Annotated in this window: 14 protein-coding genes and 1 pseudogene; 14 read left to right on the top strand and 1 reads right to left on the bottom strand. The window is 45.0% G+C overall.

Going from position 1 to position 12,832, the window contains the following annotated elements:
- Positions 1–173 precede the first annotated feature (173 nt).
- From ACQRBJ_RS10480 to ACQRBJ_RS10415, 14 genes and pseudogenes are all read left to right on the top strand, one after another.
- A pseudogene (locus ACQRBJ_RS10480) lies at positions 174–1,132 on the top strand (PDDEXK nuclease domain-containing protein).
- A gap of 70 nt (positions 1,133–1,202) precedes the next feature.
- Positions 1,203–2,006, top strand: coding sequence for a YqiA/YcfP family alpha/beta fold hydrolase (locus tag ACQRBJ_RS10475; RefSeq protein WP_445303572.1), 804 nt, complete (start codon positions 1,203–1,205; stop codon positions 2,004–2,006).
- Positions 2,007–4,250: an SF1B family DNA helicase RecD2 gene (gene recD2 / locus ACQRBJ_RS10470; RefSeq protein ID WP_445303571.1), complete on the top strand. Its 2,244-nt coding sequence runs from the start codon at positions 2,007–2,009 to the stop codon at positions 4,248–4,250.
- A gap of 96 nt (positions 4,251–4,346) precedes the next feature.
- On the top strand, positions 4,347–4,910 hold the full coding sequence (locus ACQRBJ_RS10465) for a flavin reductase (protein ID WP_294717219.1): 564 nt from the start codon (positions 4,347–4,349) through the stop codon (positions 4,908–4,910).
- 28 nt (positions 4,911–4,938) lie between these two features.
- Positions 4,939–5,313, top strand: coding sequence for a hypothetical protein (locus ACQRBJ_RS10460; protein ID WP_445303570.1), 375 nt, complete (start codon positions 4,939–4,941; stop codon positions 5,311–5,313).
- Positions 5,314–5,553, top strand: coding sequence for a hypothetical protein (locus ACQRBJ_RS10455; RefSeq protein WP_134843386.1), 240 nt, complete (start codon positions 5,314–5,316; stop codon positions 5,551–5,553). It abuts the gene before it with no gap.
- Entirely contained in the window at positions 5,554–6,294 is a 741-nt protein-coding gene (locus tag ACQRBJ_RS10450; RefSeq protein WP_337946787.1) for a YczE/YyaS/YitT family protein, read from the top strand.
- A 41-nt stretch (positions 6,295–6,335) separates the two neighbouring features.
- Positions 6,336–7,004, top strand: a complete 669-nt coding sequence (locus ACQRBJ_RS10445) for an AlkZ-related protein (protein ID WP_445303574.1) — start codon at positions 6,336–6,338, stop codon at positions 7,002–7,004.
- Between the two features lie 2 nt (positions 7,005–7,006).
- The gene (locus ACQRBJ_RS10440) at positions 7,007–7,687 is read left to right on the top strand and encodes a DNA alkylation repair protein (RefSeq protein ID WP_445303569.1); all 681 of its coding nucleotides are present in this window, start codon (positions 7,007–7,009) and stop codon (positions 7,685–7,687) included.
- 194 nt (positions 7,688–7,881) lie between these two features.
- Positions 7,882–8,037, top strand: coding sequence for a DUF1294 domain-containing protein (locus ACQRBJ_RS10435; protein ID WP_294972514.1), 156 nt, complete (start codon positions 7,882–7,884; stop codon positions 8,035–8,037).
- Positions 8,038–8,124: 87 nt separating this feature from the next.
- Positions 8,125–8,640 (top strand): GNAT family N-acetyltransferase, encoded by a 516-nt coding sequence (locus ACQRBJ_RS10430; RefSeq protein WP_445303568.1) that lies wholly within the window; start codon positions 8,125–8,127, stop codon positions 8,638–8,640.
- An 82-nt stretch (positions 8,641–8,722) separates the two neighbouring features.
- On the top strand, positions 8,723–9,625 hold the full coding sequence (locus ACQRBJ_RS10425) for a helix-turn-helix domain-containing protein (protein ID WP_445303567.1): 903 nt from the start codon (positions 8,723–8,725) through the stop codon (positions 9,623–9,625).
- Between the two features lie 101 nt (positions 9,626–9,726).
- Positions 9,727–10,536: a carboxymuconolactone decarboxylase family protein gene (locus tag ACQRBJ_RS10420; protein WP_445303566.1), complete on the top strand. Its 810-nt coding sequence runs from the start codon at positions 9,727–9,729 to the stop codon at positions 10,534–10,536.
- A gap of 355 nt (positions 10,537–10,891) precedes the next feature.
- Positions 10,892–11,329 carry a PepSY-like domain-containing protein gene (locus tag ACQRBJ_RS10415; protein ID WP_295346811.1) on the top strand — a complete coding sequence of 146 codons (438 nt, stop codon included), beginning with the start codon at positions 10,892–10,894 and terminating at the stop codon, positions 11,327–11,329.
- Between the two features lie 241 nt (positions 11,330–11,570).
- Here the strand turns inward: ACQRBJ_RS10415 and ACQRBJ_RS10410 are convergent, their stop codons facing one another.
- Positions 11,571–12,701 (bottom strand): hypothetical protein, encoded by a 1,131-nt coding sequence (locus ACQRBJ_RS10410; protein WP_445303565.1) that lies wholly within the window; start codon positions 12,699–12,701, stop codon positions 11,571–11,573.
- Positions 12,702–12,832: the final 131 nt, after the last annotated feature.

Raw genomic sequence — 12,832 nt, 5'->3', positions numbered from 1 at the left:
CGGTCACGGTCATTAAGGTCATTAAGAAATTATAAAAGGAAAGTAGAGGGAAGACTGCAAAAAAATCATCTTTTTTTTGCTCGTTTTCCTTTTTTTTTATTACCTTTGCCTTTACATATAAATATATAATAATATGATTACAGGAGAAATCAAAAAAATGAAAAAATATATAGATGGAAAAGAATATTATAAATATAGATGCACATGTCATAGATGATATCAGAACCATCATCACAAGGGCAAGAAACAGGGCGTATCAATCTATCAACGAAACCCTGATACGCTCAAACTGGGAAATTGGCAAACGTATTGTTGAAGAAGAGCAGCTTGGCAAGCAGCGTGCAGATTATGGAATACAGCTCATCAAGTCCATATCTCAGCAGTTGACGACTGAGTTCGGCTCCGGCTATGGTGTTCGTAACCTTGCCTATTTCAAGCAATTATACCAATATTTCCCTGATTGGGAGATTTTGCACGCGCGCGTGCAAAATCTTACTTGGACTCATCTAAAGAGTATTCTAAGAGTTACAGATGCAGAAGCTCGTCTATGGTATTTAAAGGAATCGTCAGAGCAAATGTGGAGCACAAGAACCCTCGACCGCAATGTTGCCTCACAATACTATTATCGACTCCTGCAAACCAGCAATGAGCACAAAGATGAGGTAGAGAACGAGATATGAGCTTCTCGGAAAGCGAACTGGAGAGTGCCATCATCACCCATCTTCAGAAGTTTCTGATGGAGATGGGCAAAGGCTATGCATTCGTAGAGCGACAGCAGCACATCATCACCGATACCCAGGACTACTACATAGACCTGGTATTCTACAATTACCTGATGAAATGTTTTGTACTGATCGACCTGAAGACAACCAAGATCACCCATCAGGAAGTAGGCCAAATGGATATGTATGTAAGAATGTATGATGAACTGAAGCGCACGGAAGGCGACAATCCGACCATCGGCATACTTCTTTGTTCGGAAACCAGCCAGGACATTGCAAGATTTTCCATCCTGCACGACAGCAAGCAATTATTTGCTTCAAAATATCTCACCTATCTTCCTACAGAACAGCAACTTAAGGAAGAAATAGAAAAGCAGAAAGAAATATTTAGATTACAACATATAAGATAAGCTAGTACCCCCAAATATCTCTGCAACAAGATAATAGACACAAAGTAAACAAGACATTGAAGATTAGAGCATGAAGAAGATATTATTCCTACACGGATTCTTCGCCACGGGCAGTTGTCCGATGGCGAGAGCCTTGAAAGAGGCGTTTGAGGGGACGGCGGTGGTGCTGGCTCCCGACCTCCCTTTGCACCCCAAGGAGGCACTGAAGGAGATTCGCTCCATCATCGACCGGGAACAGCCCGACTTGCTTCTGGGCAACAGCTGCGGCTCTTTCCTCGCTCAGATGCTGGCTCCGGTGGTGGGCATTCCTGCCCTGCTCGGCAATCCGTATTTCATGATGACTGAGTTTCTGAAGGAGCGAATCGGCGAGCATGAATACAAGGCGCCGAGAAGGGACGGAAATCAACGGCTGGTGATTGACGAGGCACTGATTGAGGAGTTTGCGGAACTGGAAGCCGTGCAGTTTGACCATTGCAACCCCTATTATAAGAATCGTGTGTGGGGTCTTTTTGGTGAGCAGGACACCCTGGCTCACTTCTCCCCTCTCTTCCTGGAGCATTACAACCAAGCTTTCCATTTCCCTGGCGGTCATACGCCTACTGAGCAGGAGGTGAAGACCTGGTACGCTCCCCTTGCCCAGAAAATGATGATGGAGTTTTCGGCAAAGGAAGAAAGATATTTCCAGCACTTCAAGGGCGGCAAATACAGGTTCATCCATTCTGCCTTCGACTCCGAGACCCAGGAGCGCATGGTGGTTTATCAGGCTCTCTATGGAGACCAGGCCTATTGGGTTCGCCCCGAAAAGATGTTCTTCGGGAAAGTTACGAGGGACGGCAGAACTTTCAATCGTTTCACGGAGATAGACATAAAATAAATGATAAAGATACGTTGCGTAGTAGAGCACATTACCTACCAAAATCAGGAGAATGGATATTCCGTGATGAGGGTTAAGGTCAAGGATTATTCAGAACTTGTTACCTTGGTGGGCAACCTGCTGGATATACCAGTGGGTGCTGTACTATTGTGTAATGGTGACTGGAAAGTCGATAAGCGATACGGACGTCAATTCGTATGTGAGACGTGGGAAGAAGTGATGCCTGCAACTGTATATGGCATAGAGAAATATTTGGGAAGCGGACTGGTGAAAGGCATTGGTCCGAAGTATGCTCATCTGATAGTTGAGAGGTTCGGTACTGATACCATCGAGGTAATTGAAGATGACATCGAACGACTATATGAAGTGGCCGGCATCGGTAAGAAACGTGTAGAGAAAATACGAGACAGTTGGGAGAAACAGAAGGACATCAAGAATGTAATGATCTTCCTGCAACAATACGGAGTAAGTACTGCGTATGCCGCCAAAATATATCGCCAGTACGGCAAGGAAAGCATCGACAACGTGAAAGAGAATCCTTATCGCCTTGCAGATGATATTTGGGGCATCGGATTTAAAACCGCTGATGGTATTGCCTCTAAGATGGGCTACGAGAAAAACGATTTGAGACGTTGCAAAAGTGGTATAGGTTATACATTGAATGAACTTTCCAACGAAGGACATGTATATGCTATAGAAGAGCAGCTTATAGAAGCAGCCAAGAAACTGCTTGAAGCAGACGAAGAACCCATCAGACAAGCCATTTCAGAGATGATTGCTTCGGAAGATCTCATCCGTGAGAATGAAGCCATATATCTGCCTCCATTCTATCATTCTGAACGTGGAACGGCAAAGAAACTCTTGACCTTAATAAATAGTCAAGGAGCAAATAACCTCGGATTGAAGGCTGATATTAAAGCGATTGAAAAGGCCTCTGGTATAGAATATGACGAGGTTCAGATTGCTGCCATCCAACAAGCGATCCGCTCGAAAGTGATGGTACTGACTGGCGGTCCTGGTACAGGTAAGACCACAACTACGCAAGGTATCATTGCTGCGTATAAAACGGCAGGAATGAGGATTTTGCTTGCAGCACCTACTGGCCGTGCGTCCAAGCGAATGAGCGAAGCTACCAATATGGAAGCCAAGACCATTCATAGACTATTGGAGTTTAATCCACAAGATGGTTACAAACGAAATGAGGAGAACCCACTGGAAGGTGATGCGCTGATTGTGGATGAGTGTTCTATGATTGACATCATATTGATGTATAATCTAATGAAGGCTATTCCCGAACACATGCGCTTACTGCTTGTGGGTGATATTGACCAGTTGCCAAGTGTTGGAGCTGGCAATGTTTTGCGTGACATTATTGACTCCGAGAAGATTCCCGTAGTTCGACTAACCCGCATCTTCCGGCAAGCTCAATCCAGCAGAATCGTCATGAGTGCCCATGCCATCAACCAAGGGCATTATCCAGATACGAGCAACGGCAAGCACACCGACTTCTTCTTCATCAAAAATGAAGACCCGGAACAAGTGGCTGAAGAAATAGTAAAACTTGTGAAGTATCGCTTGCCAAAGGCTTACAATCAGCCTTTAAGCAACATCCAGGTACTTACGCCGATGCAAAGAAGTGTGGTAGGTGCAGCCAACCTGAACATGATGCTACAGCAAGCACTCAATACAACTACATTGGGCATAAGCCGTGGTGGTACAACTTATAAGTTGGGCGACCGTGTGATGCAAATACGTAACAATTACGATAAGAATGTGTACAATGGTGACATCGGAACTGTAGAAAAAGTCAACATAGAAGACCGCACACTCTGTGTCAACTTTGACAACAATCTGGTGGAATATGAAGCAACGGAGCTTGATGAGCTAACATTGGCCTATGCTTCTACCATTCATAAATCGCAAGGTTCAGAATATCCGATCGTGGTAATCCCAGTTTTGATGACTCATTTTGTGATGCTTCAGCGCAACCTCATCTATACAGGCATTACGAGAGCTAAAAAAATCTGTGTGCTTATCGGCCAGCCCAAAGCTCTCGCTTATGCAATACGTAATCTAACGGTAATCAACAGAAACACCAAATTGAAAGAACGACTGCGTGGAGAGATAGAAGCGAACAATGATTCTGGTCTCCACATCAGCAGTAGATACATACTTCCTGAGGAACAGCCAATGATGGCTGCGGAACCAGACCCAAATCCAGACATTAGAAGTAATATCAAATGATCATATATATATAGCAAGACTCTGACAAACTGCAGAGAACCTGCAAATGATTCAACAAGCACATTTAAAATAATAACAATATAAAGTACGAAGCATATGAAAAGTTTTGCACCAAAGCCGTGGTTTGCACCACAGCCAGTGCTGATTATCGGCACATATAATAAGGATGGAGTTGCCAACGCAATGAACGCTGCCTGGGCAGGACAGTGGGACATGAAGGAGATTATGATCTCGATGGGAAATCACGTCACCACAGACAACCTGAAGCTTGGTGGCGAGTTTACCGTTGCCTTCGCGACCAAGAAAACCATGGTGGCTTCTGATTTCGTGGGCATTGTTTCTGCCAAGAACGACCCGAAGAAGATGGAGAAGACTGGATGGAGCATCGAGAAGGCAACTATGGTCAACGCTCCTGTGTTCACCGATTTCCCGATGACCCTGGAGTGCCGCATCAAGGAGAAGTATGACGAAAGCGAAACCGGCTATTATCTCGTTGCCGAAATCGTCAATATTCTTGTGGATGAAAAGTATCTGGCAGAAGACGGAAATCCAGACATGGAGAAGATGGAACTGATTGTCTTCGACCCTATTCATCACGGCTATATCCAGCTGGGCGAGAAAGTCGGAAACGCTTTCTCCGACGGCAAGGCTTTGAAATAATCAACGTAATTTTAACGACTCAGAAACAATGAATCCAATAGCAATACGCCTGCTTTCGCAGCAGCTCATCTGCCCTCAATTTGATACTCCCCAAAAGGTGGTGTCTCATTTTGGAGCCATGCAAGCCCAGGATTACCGGATGGTAAGATGGGCTGTGATGATGCGTACTCGCAAACCTTCTTCCTTCGCATTCAAGAATGCATACGATGAGGGTGAGATAGTCCGGTCTGCATACACTAATAATGGCATTTTCTTTCCTGTTATCGCCCATGATGGCAGAATTTGCGGCAACTGGAATCCATGGGAGAAAAATCTCAACATCAGTTACTTTGATTCGACAGAAAAAGATTTGTCATTTGAGAAGCAATGGAAAATATTTAATGGAACGATAAAGAAGAAATAAATGACTATTGATACAACAAACCTCTGCTCGCATCTTCAAAAGAAGTTGTTTGAACCTGAGGGAGTATATTATCCTATCTGGCAAGCCATGCAGAACGATGAGGAGTTGACTGCCGCGGTTCGTTCACGACAGCTTCATATCTATCGTAACGGCAAGAAGATTCTCATTCTTGCTGGCAAGGCTCAGCCGAAGATTATCAGAGAAGACAAACTGAACGAATTGATTAAGAAAATAATATAAATGATTAAAAAAGAAGAAGTTATATCTTTTGTATGGCAGCATGTTCTGCTGCTCGTTTCGCTCTATGTAATGACTTTCGGAGTCGCAGCATGTGTGCGAAGTCAGTTAGGTTCAAGCGTTATTTCCACCATCCCTTACGTGATGGCTTCGGCAGGAAAGATGCTTGATTACATCCCAGGATGGACTATCGGCGGCTACACCATCATGATGAATGCGATCTTCGTGGTGCTGCAGATTCTGATTCTGAGAAGAAACTTCGAGTGGGTGCAACTCTTCCAGCTCGCTATCGGCTTTATCTTCGGAATGTTCATAGACCTCAATATGGTGCTTACACAGTGGATGGTTTCAGAAAATATCCTGGTCAATGCCCTTGTGCAGATTGCCGGTTGCACCATCCTCGGTTTCGGAATTGCCATGGAGGTGAAGTGCGGCTCAGTAACCATGCCTGGCGAGGGCATTTCCATCGCCATTCACAAGGTTACCGGCTGGCCTTTCCCTAAAGCCAAGATTCGGGTGGACATCACGCTCGTGGTCTTGGCCGTCTTGTTCTGTTTCCTGCTTCTCGGTTCATGGAAATGGGAGATCGTGGGCATCGGAACGCTCTTCGCCATGGTCTATGTAGGTGTTACAGTTCGCCTATTCAACAAACATCTTGCATGGTTCGACCGCCTGCTCCACTATCGTCCAGGTTGCCGAAGATATGTTTACGGACTGGCACGATACATAAGAAGACAGATGTAACGTCAAGATTATTTAAGTTCAACGGATAAAAATAGATGAACATGAATTTCCCAGATGTTTATTCAGCAACAGGCATGATGGAGCTGATTCAGCAGATCGGCTTCCTCCCTCTCCTTGATAGTGGCATTGAAGGATTCTCTGCCGAAGACATCGTGGCGGAGGATTGCGGTTACGTAAGACTTCCTGAAGGCGGCTGGGACTGGCCGCTTTGGAAATGGAAGGGTGAGATTGTGCAGGAAATGCCATGTATGTACGGAAAGTTCTTCAACAAGAAAGCAGGATTCATCAGCCAGAAATGGTGGCCGGACTTCTGTAACTACAGAAGAAGCAAATACCCTCGCCCAGATGATGAATCAATAGAAGGAGCCATTCTCTGCACGCTTCAATCTACCGGTAGTCTCATCACAAGAGAACTTCGGGCAGCCTGCGGTTTTACAGGAAAAGGAATGAGAAGCAAGTTTGACGGTTATCTCACCCGACTGGAAATGGCGACTTACATCGTGACCGAGGATTTCATCTATCCTCGTGACAAGCACAATCATGAATATGGCTGGGGATGGTCGCTGCTCAACACTCCCGAAGATCTCTATGGCTGGGAGGCTTGCCAATGCTATCGCACTCCCCAGGAATCTTATCAGAGGATTTTCAATCATCTGAAAGAAATCCTGCCTGATGCTTCGGATAAACAGATTATTAAATTAATTGGATAAAAATGACTTCACTTCAAGAAAGACTGTTCGCCATGCAGGATAAGCAGTATGCTGCTTTCCAGGCCAAACTGACACCGGGAGTGCCTGTGGAGAGTTTCATAGGCATTCGTGTGCCTGTGCTTCGCAAGTTCGCAAAAGAATTTACAAAGGAGGCTGAATGCGAGAAATTCCTTCAGCAGCTTCCTCACGAATACTACGATGAGAATATGCTTCACGGACTCCTCGTTTCCGAAGTAAAGGACTACGAGGAATGCATCCGTCTTACAGACAGATTCCTGCCATTCGTGGATAACTGGGCGGTTTGCGACATCATGTCTCCGAAGGTGTTTGCCAAACACAAGGAGGAGCTGTTGGCGAAGATCAAGACTTGGAGTAAATCATCACACGTTTATACTTGTCGTTTTGGAATAGAGACACTTATGTCTCATTACCTTGATAAAGACTTCAATGCAGAATATCTTAAAATTCCAGCATCAGTAAGGAGCGAAGAGTATTACGTAAAAATGATGGTAGCCTGGTTCTTCGCCACCGCCCTTGCCAAGCAATGGGACCAGGCAATTCCCTACATCGAGCAAAACCGCCTTGCTTCCTGGACGCACAACAAGACCATCCAGAAGTCCATTGAGAGCAACAGAATCACGCCCGAGCAAAAAGAATATCTGCGGACATTGAAGATAAAATAATTATGACACAAGCGACAAATGTTAGGGCCGTTTTCCGGTCATTAAGGTCACGGTCATTAAGGTCATTAAGGATTTCCGGTTATTCTAGATGTCCCCAAGTTGTCCCTCAATGCCTCTCTAGCTTATAAATAAGGTTAAATCAAGTTCGCCCTGCAAACAAAATCCATCCATATAATCACTTTTCTGAATATTTTTTGTATTTTTGCAGCATCGGGGCATGGATGGGAATGAAAGTCTGGCACCATAAGACAATGCACAAGAAATTCAAATTAAAGAACGAAGTATATGAGCATTACAAAGAATGGGATATTTTGGAAGGGCATCAAGCGCCGGATAGGGAAATTCTTTGAGAAGGTACACGAATGTATACTTATCTTTACCGACTGGCTGGGGTAAGTGCACATAGTAAATAAAATGCAAAACATTGATATAATCTGATGGAAACAGAAAGAATTTTACTTCGCCATTGGCAAGAATCGGATGCAGAGGCGCTCTTCAAGTACGCCTCAGACCCTAATGTTGGACCACGAGCAGGATGGCCAGCACATAAGTCTGTAGAGGAAAGTCGTGAGATTATCCGGACTTTCTTCCATAACGATACGACATGGGCAATCATATGGAAAGAGACTGGCGAGGCTATCGGCTGCATCGGCTACTACACCCATGAAACCAGCAACATCCCTATCGGAGAAAACGACTGCGAGGTGGGCTATTGGGTAGGAAAGCCTTATTGGAACAAGGGAATCTGCACCGAAGCCTTGAAGCTGATGCTCGACTTCTGCATCAACGAGAAGCATTTCGAAAACATCTGGGCAGACCATTTCACTGGGAATCCAGCTTCTGGAAGAGTTATGGAGAAATGCGGTTTCTCAGACACCGGAATGCTGAACCGATGCAGCCAACTTGTGGGTGGCGACAAGGATATGGTTAAAGTATTTAAGTACAAAGGATAAAAAACTCCTATAAAGGTAATAACTTCCGAAAAATAGGTATAAGCTCTTTGGTAGAATATGCGTATCTTTGCACAAGTTTAAAATGGATAGAATTATGAAGGAATTATTCTTTAATACAATACAGGAGTTCAACGACTACATTGGGGTAAAAACGCTTCATCCTCTGGTAAGCATTGCACGTGTAGAAAACGCCTCTCCTATAGAGGCGGCTGTGCATCACTACGGACTTTACGCCCTCTTTCTGAAGGAAAACAAGGGCTGCAAATTGTCATACGGCAGAACAGAATATGATTTTGACGAGATGACCGTAACCTCGTTTGCTCCAGGACAGTCGATTAAGGTTGAACCCATTCCTGGAGTACCGCTTGCAAAATACACGGTATTGGCTTTCCATCCCGAGTTGCTCAACCGCACCCAGCTTGGCAAGAACATCTCCCGCTATGAGTTCTTCGACTATACAAGCAACGAAGCTCTACATCTATCCGCAGCCGAGGTAAACATCTTCCGTGACGTGCTCTCAATGATCAAGCTGGAACTCGAGCATCCTATAGATAAGCATTCGCGTGAACTCATCGTTTCAAACATCGAGTTGCTGCTGAACTACTGCCTGCGCTTCTACGACCGACAGTTTATCACACGCGAGGAGATAAATCATTCGGTGGTAAAGAAGTTCATCTCTCTGCTCGATGAATACATTGCCCATGAAGCAATGCGTGAAGGGCTGCCTACCGTAGCCTACTTTGCCGACAAATGCTGCTATTCTACCAAATATTTCGGTGAATTAGTCAAGACAGAGACTGGCAGAACCGCAAAGAGTCTGATCAACGACCGACTGCTTTCTGCAGCCCGTCAACTACTTGTAGATGAAACCTTAACCATTATGCAAGTCAGCCAGCGCCTCGGCTTTGAATATTCTCAGCACTTCGTCCGCTTTTTCAAGGCACAGACGGGAAAGACTCCAAGCGAGTACCGCAAGACTGCATAAATACAAGGAAGCATATATAGAATAACTGTTATTTTTTACATCGAAGATGTTTTCTGGAGAAGAATTTGAAAATATGGAGAAGAATTTAAAAATATAATACAATGAAGAAAATAGTACAGACAGCAGGGCGCGCCCAGCTGGGTGAGTTTGCGCCGGAGTTCGCCCACCTCAACGACGACATTCTCTTCGGAGAAGTATGGAGCCGCAATGACCTGCTTTCATTGCGCGACCGCAGTTTGGTAACAATCACTTCGCTCATCAGCCAAGGAATCACCGACAACTCGCTGAAATATCACTTGCAGTCGGCAAAGAATAACGGAATTACCCGCACGGAAGCGGCAGAGATTATTACTCACATCGCCTTCTACGCAGGCTGGCCAAAGGCCTGGGCTGCCTTCAATCTGGCAAAAGAGGTATGGAACGAAGATGTGAAAGGAGAAGACGCCAAGGCTGCTTTCCTGCGCGAGATGATATTCCCTATTGGCGAACCCAACACCGCTTACGCCAAATACTTCAAAGGCAACAGTTATCTGGCACAAATATCTGACAGTCAGATACCTTTCTTCAATGTTACCTTTGAGCCTGGTTGCCGTAACAACTGGCACACGCACCACGCAACAAAGGGCGGCGGACAAATGCTGGTAGGCGTAGCCGGACGTGGCTGGTATCAGGAGGAAGGAAAGCCTGCGCAGGAAATCCTCCCCGGCACAGTCATCCATATTCCTGCCAACGTGAAGCATTGGCATGGTGCTGCAAAAGACAGCTGGTTTGCCCACCTCGCCTTTGAAATACCTGGCGAGAACACATCCAACGAGTGGCAGGAAGCTGTGAGCGATGAGGAATATAACAAGACAGAACTTTCGCAAGTAAGCTCCACACACCCTAACAGGGCAGCAGGTGCTGTGGTATAAGTCCGTAATACTGGTTTGCAAGTTCGCTAGGCGTTAGGGAGATACGCAAATCCGCAGGAACGCCTAGCGGACCCTAACGCCACACGAAAGCATCATGGTTTCTACCAAAACCATTTCTTTTGATTTATAAAACTTGAAAAGGTTTATTGCATTAACGAGATTTAACCGTTTGATATTTGATTAAAGATGTAGCAGGAGAAGAGAAATAGAAAGGAAAAAGCGAAAAAAGAATATCTATTTTAAACATTTGCGGATGATCTGCGTCTAATTTCTGTATGATGTTCAGATAATGATGTTCAGACATTCATCGCAAATAGAAATTATAAACTTTTAAATTTTGTGGTTTATGAAAAGAATGATAAGAATTTTGATGATAGCCATTTGCTGCATACTATCATGCAATATGTCAGCAAATGCAGGCAATGACAAGCCAATCGCCGTTAATGCACTCCCGGTAAAGGCTCAAACCTTACTCAGCAACCATTTCAACAATCAGAAGGTGATGCTTGCTACCATTGAGACGGGGGTTATCAACAAGAGCTATGATGTGGTTCTGCAGAACGGAACCAAGCTGGAATTTGATAAGAAAGGCAATCTCACAGAGATTGACTGCAAGCAGGGAAAAGTGCCAGCCAAGCTGATTCCGCAGGCCATCAGGAACTACCTGAAGGAGAATTATCCAGCGCAAGCGGTAAAGAAGATTGAAATGAACAAGAATGAATACGAAGTGGAATTGGCAAATGGGTTGGATTTAACCTTCAACAAGCATTTCCAGGTAATCGACATAGACTGATGAGACAACCCGATATTGACGGATTGTTTTCAAAAGGTTCACCCGAAAAAATGTGGTGACCTTCATCTGATGAACCCCACCAACTTTCCCATTCCGGTAAGGATGCGGATGGTTGGTGGGGATTTTCATTTTATAAAAATCGGTGGTCTGAAGGTGCTTCATGCAGCAGATATTGTTGAAATCTATTAGATGACTAAATGATCTGCATTTGTGCAAATATTCATCAAGCAGAAGTTCCCGCTTAATGAAGCGGGGCTTCTGCTGATGGCTGACCGGGCAGGACGCGCAGATGATAGCGGTTACCGTCAAATTCTACACGCATCAGTTGATTGAGCTCGGAAAAACTCTTCTGAAGATAATCTGCCAAATCGATGGCTACATGCCCCATCGTTCTGCGCAGATTGACCTCTATGCATTCGTTCACTCCGAAATCATCCTGCACATCAGAAGAAGCACCATCAGAAGCCGGAAGATTCTGTTCCTTGGCATAAATCATCATATCCACCCCAAACGGACCACTATAGATTCCCTTCAGGGCTGGCTCCATCACGTCAATGACATGCTGGCGAATCTGCAGCAATCGCTCCGGGCTGACGTAACGAGCCATCATCTCCACCTTCTTGTCTTCCGGGCAGAGAACATTTCCCGAATAAGCATTCTTGATGGTGTCGAAAAGCGACAAGCCACGATAGAGCACCTTGCCATCCACCATTTCAAACTCCATGCCGAAATCCATCACCTTATTATAATAAGGCTCAACGGTAACTCCACCCTGGCGGTAAATAATATTACCCACCCATCTTTCGAAAGACGGATAATCGCTGCCTTCCCTGAATTCATCAGCAGAAACGAAGCGCACTCCCCTGCCACTGCTGCTCCAGGGAGCCTTGATGACAGCCTTGCCCCACTCCCTGACGAGAGACTTCACCTCTGCCACGGACTGGACAAACCTAACCCCGCTCTGAAGATGCTCTGCAGCCCATTGGCGACTGCTTAACGCGCGTACCTTATTTAATATAGCATCGCCCGGCAAGGCTATTTCCGGTATTCCGATGTGTTCCAGCTCGCCCTTCAGGCTCAAATCCCATCCCCAGGGATGAACGCTGTCAAGAAATTCCGTCTTGATAAAATGTGCTAACTGAACTTTAGTGATAAACTCAACCTTATCAACAAGATCACCTCCAAGATGGCGCACCTTGTCACGGGCATTATCTATGTCGTCGACCAAGACCAAATCACCTTCATCAGCCCATAAAGCAGGGATGAAGGAAAGGTCACTCCTGAGTTGGCGTCCTGCATGTGGAGCAGTAAACTGACGCAAATTTGAGGCCAAAGCCAAATCGTGTTCTGGATTGAAGATATGTAGTTTCATGCTGCAAAGTTATAAATAAATCGTTGAAAAACTGCAAAATCAGACCAATTTTACTTAGAATAGTGCTAAATAAAATAAAAAAAATTACTTTTTGCTATCTAGACTTTGCAAATTAGAAATAATTAATTACC

Source organism: Prevotella sp. SGI.167, assembly GCF_050313615.1.
Lineage (GTDB): Bacteria > Bacteroidota > Bacteroidia > Bacteroidales > Bacteroidaceae > Prevotella.
Note: the sequence above shows the minus strand (reverse complement) of the source record. Positions and strands in the feature narration are given on the sequence as shown.